An 18,246-nucleotide genomic window follows, 5' to 3' on the forward strand; every position below is an offset into this window, starting at 1 on the left:
CTTATCGATAAAATTTCGATAAAATAAGCCAGTATGATTATTTTACTTCGCACATTAAGATTCAGTAATCATGCGATAAAAAGTTTTTAGTTTAGCCATTTGGCATTTTATGAATATCGAAGTGCACTTAACTGGATAATTAGAATAATAAAAATCAGTAATTTAGTGTATTAACCTATAGGAATAGGATTTAATTGGATGAAAAGTTTTAAAATTGCAATTGCTCAATTCTCTCCACATGTCGGCAATCTGGATGCAAATGCGCAAAGAATGATTGAGTTGGCTAGTCAGGCCAAAGAAGATAAAGCGGATCTGATCATCTTTCCTGAGCTTTCAACACTGGGCTACCCTGCAGAAGATTTATTAATTCGCCCAAGTCTGGTGAAACGTACCAAGGCGGCTTTTGAAAAACTGACTGAAGTAAAAGATATTGTCATGGTCTTTGGTTTCGTCAATCAAACCGAAGATGGTCAGCGTTATAACTCAGCTGCTGTCATGAAAGATGGCGAAGTGCTGGGGATCTATAACAAGCAAGTGTTGCCAAATTATGGGGTATTCGATGAAAAGCGCTATTTTGGCGAAGGTCATCAGCACCTGGTTTTTGAGTATCTCGGACACAAATTTGGCATACTGATCTGTGAAGATGTCTGGTCTTTAGCGACCGTTCAGCAACTGGCTAAATTGAATGTTGACACCGCTTTGGTACTCAATGCCTCTCCATATGAAGTAGGTAAGCCCCAGCATCGTATTGAAACTATGGCAGCCTTAGTCAAGCAGCTGAATATCAATCTGGTGTACTGTAACCAAGTTTGTGGACAGGATGATTTGATCTTTGATGGTACCAGCTTTGTGCTGAACAAATCTGGTGAGGTAGCTGTACAGGCCCCAAGCTTTCAGGAAAAACTGGCGATTGCCGAGTATGATGCTGAAAAGCTTCAATTCAAGACAGGTAGCATCACTCCTGCCTTAGACACCATGGCTGAGATTTATCAAAGCCTGGTCATGGCAACACGTGATTATGTACAGCGCTCCGGCTTTCCTGGTGTAATTCTAGGGCTGTCTGGCGGTATTGACTCTGCCCTGACTCTGGCAATTGCCGTAGATGCACTTGGTGCAGATAAAGTTCAGGCTGTGATGATGCCTTATACTTATACCGCACAAATCAGTGTGGAAGATGCAGCTGCTCAGGCCAAAAATATGGGCGTGACTTTCGGTATTGCCGAAATCAATCCAGTGGTAAACGGCTTTATGCAGGTGCTGTTCCCATTCTTTGGTAATGCTCCAGTCGATGCGACCGAGGAAAACCTGCAAGCACGCTCGCGTGGTACTTTATTGATGGCTCTGTCCAACAAATTTGGTAACCTGGTGCTGGCAACTGGCAATAAATCCGAAATTTCTGTAGGTTATTGCACCCTGTATGGCGACATGGTGGGTGGTTATGCTGTTCTGAAGGACGTGTATAAAACTATTGTGTTCGAATTGGCGAAATACCGTAACAGCATTTCAGAAACGCCAGTAATTCCAGAACGTGTTATTACACGTCCGCCTTCAGCAGAATTGCGCCCAGATCAGGTCGACCAAGACTCTTTACCTGCCTATGACATTCTGGATGCGATCTTGTATTCTTATATTGAAGAAGATATGAGTCAGGATGACATTATTGCCAAAGGCTTTGATGCTGAAGTGGTGAAGAAAGTGATTCGTCTGGTTGATACCAATGAATACAAGCGCCGCCAAGGAGCAATAGGTCCTCGTATCAGCTCACGGTCTTTTGGTCGTGAACGCCGTTACCCACTCGTCAATGGCTGGAAAGCAGGAAACTAAATCCAGTTTTCAATGATATAAATTAGAATCGTTCCAGCGAGTGCCGGGACGATTTTTTTATGCTGTACTAAAGTTTAAAGATCATATCTCACATCAAATAAAACTGATAGGTTGAGAACCTGTGCAAAATTAGTAGATACTTCAAGTATTATTTATGATTTTCTCTGCAGGCTTTTCTATCGACAAAAAAAGAGACCAAGCTGAGAGCTTGGTCTTTAAAAATGGTGGCTATGACGAGACTTGAACTTGTGACCCCCGCATTATGAGTGCGGTGCTCTAACCAACTGAGCTACATAGCCGTAAACTGTGTGCGCATTATCGTAATTTAAGCGTGTATCGTCAAGCATTTTAGAACACAAATGTTCAGACTTTATGCAAATACCCAATAAACTTTTAAAATATAAACAATAAAGCTTTTTTAGTAGGTAATTCACGTATTCATAATACTATCTATTGCTTATAGGATTCATCAAATGCATAAAATCAAAATACTTATTTCAGCAACCGGACTTTCATGTCTCAGTGCCTGCCAGATCATTTCCCCAATTTTTGTAGATTACAATGGCGTCAGACGTGATGTCGCACAGTGGATTAACCAGCAGCAACTGATGAGCATGCAGCAGAAACGCTCTTTGGCACAACTCAGCAGAGCACAGCAAAAAATCAAACGCTATCCGGAATATGAGCAAAATCAACGACTGGAAGTGACTCGAGAAAATCAGATCGCCTTACATTGTGCACGTTTGCATGTGACAGAACATAAAATCCGGCAGCTGCAACAGCAAATTTATGCAGATGAAACCCAAACCATTTTAAATCGCTATGAACAGCTGTCACCGCAAATAAAACTAGACCCCGCCTCTATTCAATGTGACTGACCGCAATTTTGGGCAAGCTTATTTTTTTACATATAAATGATTCACTTAGATTTCATCAACAATCAGATTAAAGCACTGTTAGCAGATGCTTTACTCTTCAATCTATTAGATCTTATACCTATGTATTTACTTGGTTTTATTTTTATAAAATACAGGCTATGATCAAAGTATAAACAATTATTCGTATTTCAGTTCAACGCGTCACAATTTTATAACTCTTACTTCCTCTCAGGAGAATTCTAATGCCTTTTGAACATATTTTAGTACCCATCGACGGTTCAGAAACATCTTATGCTGCAGTAGATAAAGCAGTAGAAATTGCCAAAGCATTCAACAGTAAAGTAACAGTCGTTCAGGTGCTGGCACTGGATCCTTATATCGCTGCAGAATATATCTCTGCGGCACAGACCAACGACCTGATTGAACGTGCCCGCACTTCAATCTTAAAAACCCTGGATGAAGCCAAAGCAAAATTCTCTGCGTCAGGTATTGAAGTGGATACACAGCTGCTTGAAGGTCAAGTGATTCACAGTGAGATTCTGGCAGCCGCAAAAGATTTAAATGCTGATCTGATTGTAATCGGTTCCCATGGCCGTACTGGCTTCAAAAAACTGTTCCTTGGTAGCGTAGCGCAAAGTATTCTTGGACAGGCGGACATTCCAGTCATGGTGATTCGCAAGTAAATAATTTTTAAAATTCCCATTTATACAAACCTCCACTTCTCAAAAAGTGGAGGTTTTATACTTCAACCTGACCATTCCACTGATAGCATTTTAAATCCACACGCTCACCTCTTAGAACAACTCCTTCCTGCATGAGTTTTTGCTGCTGGATATTTTGGCCATGCTGATCCAGTTGCTTCAGACTGATTTTCGCCTGAGCATTGATCACCCGATACCAGGGAATATCGCTATCAGGTTCTAAATGGCTTAATACTCGTCCGACCAAGCGTGCATGTTTAGGCAAACCTGCCAGTCTGGCAATCTGTCCATAAGTAGCGACTTTGGCATACGGAATCTGATTCACCACAGCCAAAATCATTTCTGCCATTTCCTGACTGGCTGAAGTTGTTTTGGTCACTGGCATGTTTTAATAACCCGTTTAAATGAAAATATACCTGTCTCCTTACACAACTCTCTGAGAATGATCAAGCCTGCTTATACTGATTTAGGCTTGTTCGATTCTTTGCCTAAACAAAAAACCCCATAGTATTTTGATATCATTGATCTTATATTTAGAAGTTGTCCGGGTTTTCTAACCGTTTGACTTCCTGAACCTTATCTGGATGATGCACCGTAGCGACGCCATCTTCATCTTTTTGATCAATCATGATATCAGGCTGAAAGACGGTGATGGTTTCATTTCCTTTGGTATCTTCCCCGACAATATAGCGAAAGCCCTTACGGTTCAGCTTGTGGCACATGCGTTGATACCAGCCTTTGAAGCCCTCAGTTTCTTCATTGGGATTATAGTAAAAGGCATTCATCACCGCAGGTAAGCCCAAGCCACATACCACACCGGACAATAGCACCACAATAAAGGTATAGCCCACCAGAATACTGCTATAGGCTTCCAGTTGTGGAACATTGGCTACAGCTAAAATGAGTGCCAGGGAAATCCCGCCCCGTACCCCACCCCAAGACAGGATGGTTAAGCTACCGTTATAGCTTTTCTTGCTGACTTTTGGAAACATGGCAAAGGCCAGATAGTTGGCTGCAAACCGGGCCAAATGCAGAATGACAAAGGCCACCATTCCGCCCAGAACCAGGCTGGTACTCAAGTCCAGAATAAACAATTCCAGACCAATCAGTGTAAACAGGAATGAATTGATAATTCCTTCAACGGTATGCCAGAAATGATTAACATCACCGATTTCAGCATCAGCCAGGATTTCTTTCCATTTATTACCAACAATCAAGCCACCAATTACACAAGCAATTGGCGCTGAAGCATGGGCCAGTAATGCCACCAGATATGAACCGCAGGCCAGCAAGGCTGTGGTCAGAATAAGCGATTCCATTTCATGTTTGCCGCGCAAAATCCGCAAGATCCCAAAACCAAATCCCAGACCGATCAGCACTGCCACCACAATCTCATAAAGCAGGGTTTGCAACACCCCTAAGACTGTAAAGTTTTCACCTTGCAGAACATTGAGCAAGGTCATAAATAGGGCAATACACATCGCATCATTAAATAGTGATTCGCCTTCCAGCTTGACAATCAGATGATGCGGTGCGCGAACCGAACTCAATACCCCCTTAATACCGATCGGGTCTGTGGCACCCAAAGCCGCACCGAGCAACAGTAAAACCAGCAGGTCGACATGCTTACCAATCAGGAATTGATAACCATATAAGGCCACACCAAAGAATACCGCACAAAACACCAAAGCCAGGCCCGCCAGAATACTGATGGGCCGCCAGTGGTTACGCAAATCCGAGACCTTAAACTTCAGTGCAGATGAGGTCAGAATAAAACAGATTACGCCATTGATCAGAAAATCATAAAAATCCACATGACGAACAGCCTGCTCGATATTGTCAATATTGATGCTAAAGAATGGATTGCCATGCAGTAAACTGGCACCCCACTGCAAAATAAAAACAAAAATTGCCGAGACAATCGGAACACCGATCGCTTGTGGAAAGCCCAACACACGCTTATTAAACATGGTTGTGGCAATGGACAAGGCAAAGACGACTGTGAGTAGCTGAAGAAAAAAGAAATTTCCCATTCGGTTTCCTAAAATCGGGCGAGATGGAGCACTATGCGCAGAGTGGAGTTGTTAAAATAGAGGTTTGAATAGCAGCGTATTCTGACAAAACAAGTTTAATCCTCTTTTTATCGAATTGAGTTAAGTTTCTTTTCAGTATTTCCGAATGATGATTTAACATACAGATCAGCACTTGGCTTTTGCTTTCCTCACCTTTCTATTTTGAATTTTTCTCCCATGCATCAAACTGTCAAAACCATTTTCCGCCTCTGTTTTGCAAGTTTGATTTTTCTGGTCACCTTGTCCTTATGTTTTACCAGCTTCGCTAAAATTCAGGAAATTCTGCAAGCTGAACAGCATTATCAGCAGGCAACCAGCATCCCCCTGAAAAGTACCGCTAGCGAACAGTATGTTCTGGTATCTAATAACCAGCGACCGGACAATGCTATTTTCATTCTGATAGCAGGAAATGGGTATGTGGCTAAAATCAACTGCGAGCATTACAGCACTTTATGCAGCGATGATTATAATCAATCACATACCCGCCAAATCCAGAACATTGACCTCATTAAAGCAGGAAACCTGTTTTATATTGAAAAAATCCAGTTTAGAGACAGCCGCGCCAGTAAAGAAACTACTCTTAAATATTCCAAACAGGATATTCAGCAGTTTTATCAGAATGACATCAGCAACCTGAAATATACAGTCTTTGCAATTACCCTGTTTGCTTTGGCTGCATTATTTGTCAGTATCAAAATATTAAGAAATTTCCGACGTTTTCTGTATAAATAAAAAAGGAGCCTAAAGCTCCTTTTTTATAAGCAAATGAGCTAAATATTTTGATTAAAGGTATCGCAATTCGCAATCTGACCGGATTGCAAGCCAGTATTAAACCAATGTACTCGCTGTGCGCTGCTGCCATGAGTAAAGCTGTCCGGTACCACCTGTCCGCGCGCACGTTTCTGTAAATAGTCATCACCAATTTTATGTGCAGCATCCATGGCTTCCTGCACATCACCCTGTTCCAGAAACTGGGTCCGCTGATGATTATGGTAGGCCCAGACTCCGGCCAGACAGTCTGCCTGTAATTCCTGGCGTACTGAAAGCTGGTTACTCTGTACTTCACTTGCCTGCTGACGTGCCTGTTGTACCTGGGAAGAAATACCTAGAATCGTCTGGATATGATGACCCACTTCATGGGCCACAACATAGGCCAAGGCAAAGTCTCCAGCCTGATCATTGCGCGAGAGTTCGGTGGCATTCTGTTCTCCGCTAATGCCCATCTGGGTACGCATATCTTTAAAGAATGCAGTATCAATATAGACTTTCTGGTCTGCCGGACAGTAGAAAGGTCCCATCGCCGCCTGAGCCGTACCACAACCCGAATTCACGATGCCATTAAACAGCACCAGTTTCGGAGGAACATACTGCTGGTTTAACTGCTGCTGGAACACCTGATTCCAGGTATCTTCAGTATCCGCCAATACGGTTCCGACAAACTCAATCGATTCCTGCTGTTCCGGGGTGGGATTTTCCAAGCCACGGGTTTCTGTTGCACCCGAGATACCCTGAGTTACCTGTTTGGTAGTTTGATAGGTTTGTTGTGGATCAACGCCAAAAAACTTCCAGGCCACAAAGGCGACAATTAACCCGATAATACTGATTCCGCCAGCTTTGGCACCGCCACCGCGACGGTCTTCTACATTGCTACTGACACGACGACCTTTCCAACGCATAGCCTTTTCCTTCTTTTAATCTGCTCAATTTCCAGATATTTCTGCATCTTAAGCTTTTGATGATTTAGGCCAGATCTTTTGGATCATTGCGACTACAAGCAATACCACGAGGCCCGCAACAAAACCAATGACCAGATTAATTAAAGTGGGAGTAACCGCACCAATAATATTTCCAACATTTGGAATATGCTGTATATGATCAACAGAATCTTCAGTTAAATGATGAAACCACGGAATAGTATGGGCAATAATCCCGCCGCCCACCAAAAACATGGCAAGTGTTCCCACAATGGTCAGTGTTTTCATTAATTTTGGAGCGAAAGCCAGCAAGCCACGTCCAATGCTCTGCTTGAAACTCGATGCCTGCTCAGTAAGATACAGTCCCAGATCATCAATTTTGACAATCATGGCTACAAATCCATACACACCAACGGTCATTACAATAGCAATCAGTGAAAGTACCATGACTTTAGTATCAAAAGCTGCTGTTGCTACTGTGCCTAATGAAATCACCACAATTTCAGCCGACAGAATAAAATCGGTCCGGATTGCACCTTTAATTTTTTCTTTTTCAAATTGGGCTAAATCGGTCTCAATTGTATTGAATTCGATTTCAGCTGCTTCTTCAGTTTTAACTTTTTTATGCTTCAGGCTATGCAGTACTTTTTCCACACCTTCATAACACAAAAACAAGCCACCAATCATCAGCAGAGGATTGATAAGCCATGGAGCGACGACACTAATCAGTAAGGCTAGAGGAACAAGAATCAGCTTGTTAACAAAAGACCCTTTGGCAACTCCCCACACGACAGGCAGTTCACGCTCGGAGCGTACACCACTGACTTGCTGGGCATTCAATGCCAGATCATCACCGAGGACGCCTGCTGTTTTTTTTGCTGCCATTTTGCTCATGACAGCGACATCATCCAGAACAGTAGCAATATCATCTAATAATAGTAATAAACTGCTCGCCATACTTATTATCCTTATCGTATTTCAGCTTATTTTAATCAAAATTCTTAAAAATATTGTATTCACTTGTTTAATTTATAAGATTTTTTTACTACAGCTTTTTTTCTGGCTGACAATCAAAAACAGAATGCCGTACAATGTTGCCATTCGTTAAAATACAGCTGTAGTACTGACTACCCTTTGGAATAGATAATGAGTAATCAAGATAATCGTCCAGTGATCTTGACGGGCGACCGTCCTACCGGACAACTCCACCTCGGCCACTTTGTAGGTTCATTACGCTCTCGTGTAGGTCTGCAGGATTCCCATCATCAACACCTGTTACTTGCGGATGCTCAAGCCTTAACCGATAACGCGGACAATTTTGAAAAGGTACGCCGTAACATTATTGAAGTGGCAACGGATTATCTGGCTGTGGGTATTGACCCGACTAAAACCACAATTTGTGTTCAGTCTTGCCTTCCTGCACTGAATGAATTGACCATGCTTTACCTCAACTTCGTGACAGTTTCACGTCTTGAGCGTAACCCGACCATCAAGTCTGAAATCCAGATGCGTGGTTTCGAACGTGATATTCCAGCTGGCTTCTTGTGCTATCCAGTGGCTCAGGCTGCTGACATCACAGCCTTCAAGGCCACTGTGGTTCCTGTGGGTGAAGATCAGATTCCAATGATCGAACAGACCAACGAAATTGTACGTCGTTTAAACCGTCAAATTGGTCATGACCTGTTACCAGAATGTAAGGCACTTCTTTCCAATGTTGGGCGCCTACCTGGTTTTGATGGTAAAGCAAAAATGTCGAAATCTTTGGGCAATACCATTGTGCTGGATGCGACAGATAAAGATATCAAGAAAGCGGTAAACGCCATGTATACCGATCCGAATCATCTGCGCATTGAAGATCCGGGGCAGGTAGAAGGCAATGTAGTATTTACTTATCTAGATGCTTTTGATCCAAATAAAGAAGAGCTGGAAGAACTCAAAGCCCATTATCGTCGTGGCGGTTTAGGTGATGGTACGGTAAAAAAACGTCTGGAAGGCATTCTTAAAGAATTGATTGGTCCAATTCGTGAGCGTCGTATTGAACTGGCTAAAGATCCAGACTACATCATGGACATTCTGAAAACCGGAACTGATAAATGTCGCGATATTACCCAAGCAACACTGGATGAAGTTAAATCTGGTCTCAGCGTATTCCATTTTTAAATATAAAAAATTGCTTTTAAAAGCTCTTCTGATGAAGAGCTTTTTTATTTAAGCTGAAAATGCGCAGTAATAATGCAAATATCCCCACATAATCTCCATAGTTTTAACCTTATTTAACATGTATTAACATGAATACTGATGAGTCATATGAGAATGCATCCTATTATGATCATATTCAGTAAGGAATCAGATTTAACTCTCTCCACAGTTAATGAAGTAGTTTGAAAGACGTTCCTTTTTCTACGCAATGACAACCCCAATCATTGCGTTTTTTTTGTCTTGAATTTAGTAAACCTATAAAAATAAAAAAGCCTACTCAGTCGCAGGACTTTTCAGTATCTAAAATTAGTATTTAAACAGCCCTTTCTCTAAAGGAATTTCGATTCCAAGTGAGGCTCCCCCATCTTGGCCATTCACCTCGGAATTACTCACCCAGACATTGAATTTGAGTGGCATGTTGGGACGGATATAATGCGACCAGTTCAAATCCAATGCTTTAATCTCATCATTAAAAGCAAAAGCAGCATTATTAACAGCAGCACGTTCTGATTGATTCACCTCAGCCAAAAGTATACGACCTGATAAGCGGTTCATAAAATCAATACGAAAGTTCCCACCCACGGAAATCATCTGCGCATCTCCCCCCAGAGCATGTGCCAGAGGATAACCATGCTGATAAAAACCATCTGTATAATTCGTATGATTATAAGAAATCCCTTGAACCTTGCCATTAGTCCGCGTATCTGCCCATTCTGCATAAACTTGGTATGGCATATTTTTCAAACTAGCAGAATAGTCGATTCCAGCCAAATACATTTTTTTTGCAGGTAAGCCGCCAGCCTCGTCCTCTCCCACATATTGAGCATATAGACCTACCGGAATTTGGGTAAGAGAAAATAAATTTAACCGCACATCGAAGCCGGCAATCTGGTTAGACGGGTCAGGTTCACCTGTACCCCCATTATCTTTACTGCCTACAAAAGCATCCCATAGCGAACTTAAACTTTCAGGTCGACCCTCACCCCCCACTGAATCGCACGCGAGGCACCGAGCTCTAAATAAGGTAAAGGCTGTGCTGTAACACGCAAACCAATCAATTTGGCGTCTGGAACTGCGTTATAGTCATCGAGTTGACCTGCAAAAGCCTGATACTGCCACGCCCCAATCCAAGAAAACCATTTATTTTCAAATGCTGTCTGTTCTGCACGTTGAACTGTAAAGCCATAGACCGGACGACTAGCATCACCACGAATCAAGCTGCCATCATGGCCTGGGCCCCAGTAAGTTGGAATCTGACCACCAATCAGCCATTGATTCCAAAGTTTCCCTGCTAGATAAGAGCCTTCAAGATTTACATTCTGATCATTATCAATTTGTGGATCTTTTTCAGCATTCACCCTGATTTTGGCATCCCAATTCGCATTGCCAGCATTAAACTCTAAAGCTGCCTGATATTGTGCTTTTTGCTGATCCCCGAAAGCCTGTGGAATATTTTTTTTATCCGTTTCTGCAAACAAACCTAATTTTAGCTGTTGATTATCTGCCTTTAGTTTAGAGAGAACCGAATCGATTACACGCTGCTGTACAGTATTACTGATCTGCGCATTTGATAAGGCTCGTTGAATTTCATCCCCACTAAGCGGCCAGGTTGAGGTACTGATTTAACCAGTTCAGGTCAGTACGCAAATTTGCATCATTTAGAACCAAGCCCTGAGCAAAAGCAGGAAAAGTAAATGTACTCAGCAATATTTTTAATAATTTTTTTTTAAACAACATAAACTAATTTTTCATTATTATTTTTATTCTACCCTAATCATGTTCATATTAATTTTCAATAACTAAATTGTTTATTTTTTAATCATTTTTCAAATATTTCTATAAAAAAATAACCCACACGATGGTGGGTTATTTTGTATTCAGCACTTAAGCATTTTTATGACGCATATGCGGGAACAGGATTACATCACGGATACTTGCTGCATTGGCAAAAATCATCACCAGACGGTCAATACCGATGCCCTCACCTGCTGTTGGAGGAAGACCGTATTCCAGTGCTTCGACAAAGTCTGCATCGTAATGCATGGCTTCATCATCACCAGCATCTTTTTCAGCAACCTGTGCCTGGAAACGTTCAGCCTGATCGATTGGATCATTCAATTCCGAGAAGCCATTGGCCAACTCACGGCCACCGATGAAGAATTCAAAACGGTCAGTAATGTGCGGATTATGATCATTACGGCGCGCCAATGGAGAGGTTTCCGCTGGATATTCTGTAATGAACGTTGGCTGACGCAATTTGGTTTCTACGGTTTCTTCAAATACCATCGTTTGCAGTTTGCCCAGACCAAAACCTGGCTTCACCTGCTCTTTCAATTCTTCCTGAAGGAATTTTGCCAGGAACTCACGGTCATTGACATTTTCAGGAGTAAATTGTGGGTTATTTTCAAGAATCGCATCGAACATTGAAATTTTCTTGAATGGACCTTTGAAGCTATACACTTCATCACCATAAGGCACGTCAGTGGTGCCCAAGATATCAATCGCCAGACGCTCCAGCATTTGCTCGGTCAATTCCATCAAGTCTTTGTAATCCGCATAAGCCTGATAGAATTCAATCATGGTGAATTCAGGGTTATGACGGGTAGAAACACCTTCGTTACGGAAGTTACGGTTAATTTCAAACACACGTTCAAAACCACCGACTACCAAACGTTTTAAATAAAGCTCTGGCGCAATACGCAAGAACAATGGCATATCTAATGCATTATGATGTGTTTCGAAAGGACGCGCAGATGCACCGCCTGGAATCACATGCATCATTGGCGTTTCAACTTCCATATAGCGTTTTTCAGTCAGGAAGGCACGGATACCTGCCACAACTTTGGCACGAATTTCAAAAGTCTTACGCGTTTCTTCATTGACGATTAGATCAAGATAACGTTTACGATACTTTACTTCAGTATCGTTCAGGCCATGGAACTTGTCTGGAAGCGGACGCAATGATTTGGTCAATAATTCAAAATGCTCGATATGTACATACAGATCGCCTTTACCCGAACGACCGATATAACCTTCCACTGCGATGATATCGCCTAGGTCCAGACCTTTAATGGTAGCAAGTACATCTTCTGGGAGTTCTTTACGCGCCACATAAAGCTGAATACGACCGGTCATGTCCTGGATCACGATAAATGAACCACGGTTCAACATCACACGACCGGCAACTTTAACGTAGACTTTTTCGCCTGCTTCAATTTCTTCTTTAGATTTATCAGCGAACTGGTCTTGTAAATCCTGGGCATAATGCTCACGCTTAAAGGTATTCGGCCATGGGCTCTTACCTGTTTCTTGTGCCTGAGCTTCGATTTGCTTTAACTTGGCATGACGCTGTGCAATTAAATCGTTTTCGGAAATGATTTGTTCAGAAGTCGATTGAGCGTTAGTTTGCGTCATCTCTGCCTCGAATAAGATTAGTTAAAAAATAGAAGTTGCATAGAATAGCAGAAATCGTTCCCAAATCGTAGCGCAAACCCTTCCACGAACCGGCTTTTCTTTGGAAATATCTACTATCCCCTTCTTTTTGCAATTCAGTTGCATCCATCTGCCACCCTGTTAAATTTCTTTTGCCCAATTTTTTGCAGCATTCGGCTGCTCTCAACTACGATTAAAGTCCAAAGCAAAGAGGTTTTACATAAAATTATTGGAGTGTGAAACGGCGGCTTAGACCAATAGCTAACTGTCTTGTACAGCTAGACGTTTTACAATGATGCTCAGATTGAAGAAGGCATGCCCATCCACAAATAAGCAATATGGCATGTCTCATAAAAATGAGTAATAAACTATGTCTAAGATTTTGTTTTTACATGGCTTAGATTCCTCGAAAGAATCCACCAAGTTCCATGCCATCGATATAGCCCCTAAATACTGTATCGATGTCGATTACCGAAATCTGAGCTATAGTTCGGTTGCCGAGTTTTATCACGAGACGATTGAAACCATCAAACCGGATATTCTGGTCGGACACAGTCTGGGCGGCTATTGGGCATTGAAAATGTCCCATGCCCATCAGATTCCATGCGTCATTGCAAATCCCAGTCTGCAACCCAATTTTCGTGATGACTATCCTGCAATTTGCGACAGTGATTTGCAGCACGATATTCCGCAAATGGCTTATCTGGAATTAGGCGATGAAATTCTGGATATGCATGCTGTACAAGCTCAGCTGGAAGATTATATGCAGATTCATGCTATTGATGGCGGACATCATCGTCTGGAGCACCCGGAACAGGTGAACGAGCTGATTCAGGAAATCGAATATCATTTTATCCGACAATAAAAAAGCCCCAATATCCGGGGCTTCTTTATATGCTTTAAGCTTAGGCTACTGCAGCTTCAGGCTGGGATTTATCATCCAGTACTGACCAGATCTCCATGCCTAATTCCATATGCAGGTCAGGAAGATCAAGGAAGATACTTGCACCTAGAACTTCATGCTGGCATTTTTGAGCCAGTTCATGAACCGCTTTTAGAGTTCCACCAGTTGCCAGAACGTCATCCACAATAATTACTTTTTGGGATTGAACTTCCGCAGACATTTCTAACCGATCCAGCCCATATTCCAGGCTATAACCGACACCGACCACTGGAGGTGGTAATTTCCCTGCTTTACGAACCAGCAATAAGCCTTTACCTGTACGTTGCGCTAACAAACTTGCCAAGACAAAACCACGTGCTTCAACCGCAATAAAGCTTTCTACTTCTGCCAATTTGTCAGCAGGAATGCTAGCAATCAAGGCATCAGTCAATGGACCAATATTGCTCATGAAAAGTGGTGTCAAATCATAGAAGCAAATTCCAGGTTTTGGAAAATCTTGGACCGTACGAATGTGAGACCACAAAGAAGTAGACAAATTGCTCATGGGAGATCTTAAAAAAGAAAAGGAATATAAGAATTTTAAACTTATTTGAGGTACGTAGACAAGCCAAGCTGTATAATAAAAACCCGTTACTTAATAACAACTATTTGATTTTATTTAATTCATTTATTTTAAAAAATATTTAATCCAGACTTTAGCTATTTTAAATTACCTGAAAAGGAGAATTTTTACTGCAAGACTTTGGTCGGTCACACCAGAAAACTGTAATTTTTATTCATAATCAGATTGGTGTCTTCAACCGCCTACAGCAGTAAAGCAGATGAAAGTAGTTTTCTGATAAATAAGGAATGCGAGCTCTATTCTGCTGCTAATTTCGCTGATTAAGCTTTTATTCACTTTACTTTCTGAACAGAACTGCGTAAAAATTTAGCCAAATATGTTCACTGTTAAAAAGTTATATTCTTTTAGAGTCTTGCTATTTTATGGATTTTAAGCTGACGCCTAGAATTGCTTAGTTTTGGAGAGTTACATGAGAAAGTTTCAATGCATCGTATGTGGATGGATTTATGATGAGGCAGAAGGCTGGCCTCAAGACGGAATCGTAGCAGGAACCAAGTGGGAAGATATTCCGGATGACTGGACCTGTCCAGATTGTGGCGTGTCTAAAGTCGATTTCGAGATGATCGAAGTCTAATGACGCCCAGTTAAAGGCCATATCTATATGGTCTTTTTTTATGCCTTTCTATCATTTATACAGCATGGAGCTCTACCATATGGAAACAACTATGCATCCTATCGTCATTATTGGTTCAGGTATGGCGGGTTATGCCGTAGCACGTGAATTTCGCAAGCTGAATCCCGAGCATGAACTGCTAATGATTTGTGCCGATGATGCGGTCAATTATGCCAAACCGACGCTTTCCAATGCTCTGGCCGGCAATAAAGCACCTGAACAGATTCCACTGGGCGATGCAGCTAAAATGTCAGCACAGCTGAATATGCACATTGAACAGCACACCTGGGTCAAAGCGATTCATCCGGAAGATCATCAGCTGATTCTTGAAAAAGATGGTCAGGAACGCACGCAACCTTATAGCAAGCTGGTCTTGGCAGTCGGTGCCAATCCGGTACGTCTGGCCATTGCCGGGGACGCCAGCGATGATATTCATGTCGTCAACAATTTAAATGACTATAAAGCTTTCCGTAATAATCTGGCGGCACGTGAAGATAAGCGTGTAGTGATTTTAGGTGCCGGTCTGATTGGCTGTGAATTTGCCAACGACCTTCAAAATACCGATCATCAGGTTACCGTCATTGATTTGGCACCGCAGCCGCTTGGCCGTTTATTGCCGGAATATGTTGCCACAGCATTCCAGAAAAATCTTGAAGAAACCGGCATCCACTTTGTCTTGGGCACCACGGTCGAAAAAGTTTCTCGAGCCAATAACGGTGATTATCTGGTCACGCTGGCCAATGGCCAGTCTCTGGTCGCAGATGTGGTGTTGTCTGCCGTAGGTCTACAGCCAAATATTTCTTTGGCGAAACAGGCAGACATCCATACCAGTCGCGGAGTTTTAACCACAGCACAACTGGAAACCAGTCAGGCCGATATTTATGCTGTAGGTGACTGTGCCGAAGTGAATGGGATCTTACTGCCTTATGTCATGCCAATCATGCAACAAGCTCGCGCTCTGGCAAAAACCTTGAACGGTGAACACACTGCCGTACATTATCCTGCCATGCCTGTGGCAGTTAAAACGCCTGCTGCACCTTTAACGGTATTGCCTGCACCCGTCGATGTTGATGTCATCTGGGAAACTGAAGAGTTTGACGATGGCATGCTGGCTAAAGCAATTGACACCCATGGAACCTTACGTGGTTTCGTACTTTTGGGTGCCACTGCAGCCAAACAGCGTCTGGCCTTGACCAAGCAGGTTCCTGACTTGATTCCTGCAGCAGTTTAGAGGTTTAATAGCAAGGATATTTTTTAAACAAAATATCCTTTTATCAGGACAGCGACCATGTACAGCTTAGAACAGCTTAATCTTTCCCCTTATACCCCGTTCATGCATGAAACTAAGGTCGATCTTGGTAATGGGATCCAGCTACATGTCGAGGTTGGCGGCAATCCGGAACATCCTACTATTTTGCTGATTATGGGGCTGGGTGGGCAAATGCTATACTGGCCGGATTTTTTTTGTAAATCCCTGATTGATAAAGGTTATCATATTGTTCGTTTTGATAATCGTGATATTGGGCTGTCTTCAAAAATCCATCATAAAGGCCCACGTCTGAACACCCTGAAAATGATGAGCCGTTTTGTTCTCGGTCTGGGCAATCAGGGTGCACCTTATGATCTGTATGATATGGCGGAAGATGTCAGTCTGTTGATTGAAAAAATGCAGTTGGGGCAGGTCTATGTGCTGGGTGCCTCAATGGGCGGTATGATTGCGCAGATTCTGGCAGCCCGCTATCCGGACAAAGTTAAAAAACTGGGGTTATTATTTACCAGCAATAACCAGCCGCTGTTACCACCACCCTTTCCCAAGCAGCTCTTTAGTTTAATTGACAAACCATCTTCAACAGATGAAGATGGTATTGTCGACCATAGCTTGAAACTGTTTAAGATCATTGGCTCACCAGGTTATGTCAATCATCTGGAGGCAGTACAGACCGCACGCAAATTATATAAGCGAAGTTACTATCCTGCCGGTATACTTCAGCAGTTTTTAGCAATATTATGTACAGGCTCATTGCTGCAACTGGACAAGCAAATCAAACAAGATACCCTGGTGATCCATGGTTCTCGAGATCGATTGCTACCTCCTAGCCATGGCAAGGCCGTTGCGAAAGCAATTTCAGGGGCTAAATTTGAATTAATTGATGGAATGGGGCATGATATCCCACCGCATTTTATTCCATATCTTAGCGAATTATTTGCTGATCATTTTAAATCATAAACATTAGGACACTATGGCTGCATTACCATCCCTAAGACAGCTGTCATACCTCGTAACACTGTCAGAGACGCTGCATTTTACAGAAGCTGCTCGCCGCTCGTTCGTCACCCAGTCTACCTTGTCTGGCGGCATCATGGAGCTGGAGCGTTTACTCGGTGGCGTACTTGTTGAACGCGACCGTCAGAATGTTCGTTTAACGCCTCTTGGTGAACAAGTGGTTGCTCGCGCACGTGTTCTACTGGCCGATGCTCAGGATCTAATGCGTTTAAGTCGTGAGATGAGTGAACCCTTAACTGGTGATTTACATCTCGGAATCATTCCAACGATCGCTCCTTTCCTGTTGTCCCAGCTGCTAGACGAAGTGCATAAACAGTTACCAAAAATTCAGTTGCATCTACATGAAGCACAAAGTGAAAAGATTGTAGAAAAGCTAGAACACGGTAATCTGGATATGGTCGCCCTGGCATTGCCTTTCGACACCCGTGGTCTGAAAGTCGCTGAAATTGCCAAAGAGAATCTGTATCTGGTTTATCAAAAATCTGATCAGCATGCGGCACAAGCCAATTCTCTGGCAGATCTGGACCTGTCTCGCCTGATGTTACTTGAAGAAGGTCATTGCCTGCGTGATCATGCTTTAAGTGCCTGCCCGATTGGTGAGCGTAAAAATGATCATCGGCTAAAAGCCAGCTCACTGCCGACTTTAATCGAAATGGTTTCAGCCAATCTTGGTTTTACCCTGTTGCCTGAAATTGCGATCCATACCAATATGGTAAAAGCTAATCCTGAGATTCAGGTAAAAGCCATCGAGTCAGCCCCAAGTCGTACCCTGGCATTGGTAACCCGTAAAAGCACTCCGCTACAAAGCGAGTTTGATGTGTTGTTACAGATTTTCCAGAAGATTACCCGTCACGACGGCGCTTAATCCCAGTATGATAAAAAGGAGCAACAAGTGTGCTCCTTTTTTTTATATCCTAAAACTCATTATCCAACTCAAATAAAGCCAGCAAATCCTCAGATTGAATATGAGTAAAAATATTCCGAGATAGAAGATCAGCAGCCTAAAATAAATATCAGATCATT

The 18,246-nt window shown here is 42.5% G+C and carries 16 protein-coding genes, 1 tRNA gene and 1 pseudogene; 10 read left to right on the forward strand and 8 right to left on the reverse strand.

Features of this window, described 5'->3' with window-relative positions:
• Positions 1-198 precede the first annotated feature (198 nt).
• Positions 199-1,824: an NAD+ synthase gene (locus tag VXP95_RS11015; RefSeq protein WP_416679860.1), complete on the forward strand. Its 1,626-nt coding sequence runs from the start codon at positions 199-201 to the stop codon at positions 1,822-1,824.
• A gap of 222 nt (positions 1,825-2,046) precedes the next feature.
• Here VXP95_RS11015 and VXP95_RS11020 read toward each other — a convergent pair.
• A tRNA-Met gene (locus VXP95_RS11020) sits at positions 2,047-2,123 on the reverse strand.
• A gap of 174 nt (positions 2,124-2,297) precedes the next feature.
• Here VXP95_RS11020 and VXP95_RS11025 point away from each other — a divergent pair.
• Positions 2,298-2,702: a hypothetical protein gene (locus VXP95_RS11025; RefSeq protein WP_416679859.1), complete on the forward strand. Its 405-nt coding sequence runs from the start codon at positions 2,298-2,300 to the stop codon at positions 2,700-2,702.
• 242 nt (positions 2,703-2,944) lie between these two features.
• A complete protein-coding gene (locus VXP95_RS11030; protein ID WP_064101489.1) occupies positions 2,945-3,385 on the forward strand; it encodes a universal stress protein in 441 nt (146 codons plus the stop codon).
• Between the two features lie 55 nt (positions 3,386-3,440).
• Here the strand turns inward: VXP95_RS11030 and VXP95_RS11035 are convergent, their stop codons facing one another.
• The gene (locus VXP95_RS11035; protein WP_416679858.1) at positions 3,441-3,788 is read right to left on the reverse strand and encodes an MGMT family protein; all 348 of its coding nucleotides are present in this window, start codon (positions 3,786-3,788) and stop codon (positions 3,441-3,443) included.
• Between the two features lie 148 nt (positions 3,789-3,936).
• A complete protein-coding gene (locus VXP95_RS11040) occupies positions 3,937-5,436 on the reverse strand; it encodes a cation:proton antiporter (RefSeq protein ID WP_064101490.1) in 1,500 nt (499 codons plus the stop codon).
• A gap of 216 nt (positions 5,437-5,652) precedes the next feature.
• Here VXP95_RS11040 and VXP95_RS11045 point away from each other — a divergent pair, with 216 nt between their 5' ends.
• The gene (locus tag VXP95_RS11045; protein ID WP_416712031.1) at positions 5,653-6,207 is read left to right on the forward strand and encodes a hypothetical protein; all 555 of its coding nucleotides are present in this window, start codon (positions 5,653-5,655) and stop codon (positions 6,205-6,207) included.
• A 38-nt stretch (positions 6,208-6,245) separates the two neighbouring features.
• Here VXP95_RS11045 and VXP95_RS11050 read toward each other — a convergent pair whose 3' ends face one another.
• Both VXP95_RS11050 and VXP95_RS11055 read right to left on the reverse strand, forming a co-directional pair.
• Positions 6,246-7,151 (reverse strand): neutral zinc metallopeptidase, encoded by a 906-nt coding sequence (locus VXP95_RS11050; RefSeq protein WP_064101492.1) that lies wholly within the window; start codon positions 7,149-7,151, stop codon positions 6,246-6,248.
• A 48-nt stretch (positions 7,152-7,199) separates the two neighbouring features.
• The gene (locus VXP95_RS11055) at positions 7,200-8,126 is read right to left on the reverse strand and encodes a DUF808 domain-containing protein (protein ID WP_416712032.1); all 927 of its coding nucleotides are present in this window, start codon (positions 8,124-8,126) and stop codon (positions 7,200-7,202) included.
• Between the two features lie 189 nt (positions 8,127-8,315).
• Between VXP95_RS11055 and trpS the strand changes: the two genes are divergently transcribed.
• Positions 8,316-9,329: a tryptophan--tRNA ligase gene (gene trpS / locus VXP95_RS11060; RefSeq protein WP_416712033.1), complete on the forward strand. Its 1,014-nt coding sequence runs from the start codon at positions 8,316-8,318 to the stop codon at positions 9,327-9,329.
• Positions 9,330-9,674: 345 nt separating this feature from the next.
• Here trpS and VXP95_RS11065 read toward each other — a convergent pair.
• Both VXP95_RS11065 and lysS read right to left on the reverse strand, forming a co-directional pair.
• A pseudogene (locus VXP95_RS11065) lies at positions 9,675-11,105 on the reverse strand (capsule assembly Wzi family protein).
• A gap of 147 nt (positions 11,106-11,252) precedes the next feature.
• Complete coding sequence (gene lysS / locus VXP95_RS11070) at positions 11,253-12,782, reverse strand: lysine--tRNA ligase (RefSeq protein ID WP_064095664.1); 1,530 nt, start codon at positions 12,780-12,782, stop codon at positions 11,253-11,255.
• 388 nt (positions 12,783-13,170) lie between these two features.
• Between lysS and VXP95_RS11075 the strand changes: the two genes are divergently transcribed.
• On the forward strand, positions 13,171-13,665 hold the full coding sequence (locus VXP95_RS11075) for a YqiA/YcfP family alpha/beta fold hydrolase (protein ID WP_064095665.1): 495 nt from the start codon (positions 13,171-13,173) through the stop codon (positions 13,663-13,665).
• A gap of 40 nt (positions 13,666-13,705) precedes the next feature.
• Here VXP95_RS11075 and VXP95_RS11080 read toward each other — a convergent pair whose 3' ends face one another.
• The gene (locus VXP95_RS11080) at positions 13,706-14,248 is read right to left on the reverse strand and encodes an adenine phosphoribosyltransferase (protein WP_064095666.1); all 543 of its coding nucleotides are present in this window, start codon (positions 14,246-14,248) and stop codon (positions 13,706-13,708) included.
• A 487-nt stretch (positions 14,249-14,735) separates the two neighbouring features.
• Between VXP95_RS11080 and rubA the strand changes: the two genes are divergently transcribed.
• From rubA to oxyR, 4 genes are all read left to right on the forward strand, one after another.
• Complete coding sequence (gene rubA, locus VXP95_RS11085) at positions 14,736-14,900, forward strand: rubredoxin RubA (protein WP_004279415.1); 165 nt, start codon at positions 14,736-14,738, stop codon at positions 14,898-14,900.
• Positions 14,901-14,991: 91 nt separating this feature from the next.
• The gene (gene rubB, locus VXP95_RS11090) at positions 14,992-16,170 is read left to right on the forward strand and encodes a rubredoxin reductase RubB (RefSeq protein WP_416712040.1); all 1,179 of its coding nucleotides are present in this window, start codon (positions 14,992-14,994) and stop codon (positions 16,168-16,170) included.
• A 57-nt stretch (positions 16,171-16,227) separates the two neighbouring features.
• Entirely contained in the window at positions 16,228-17,166 is a 939-nt protein-coding gene (gene estB / locus VXP95_RS11095; protein ID WP_064101494.1) for an esterase EstB, read from the forward strand.
• A 13-nt stretch (positions 17,167-17,179) separates the two neighbouring features.
• Positions 17,180-18,088, forward strand: coding sequence for a LysR family transcriptional regulator OxyR (oxyR, locus tag VXP95_RS11100; RefSeq protein WP_064095669.1), 909 nt, complete (start codon positions 17,180-17,182; stop codon positions 18,086-18,088).
• Positions 18,089-18,246: the final 158 nt, after the last annotated feature.

The sequence above is a fragment of the Acinetobacter sp. 226 genome, from assembly GCF_048147925.1.
In the GTDB taxonomy this organism is placed as follows: domain Bacteria; phylum Pseudomonadota; class Gammaproteobacteria; order Pseudomonadales; family Moraxellaceae; genus Acinetobacter; species Acinetobacter pecorum.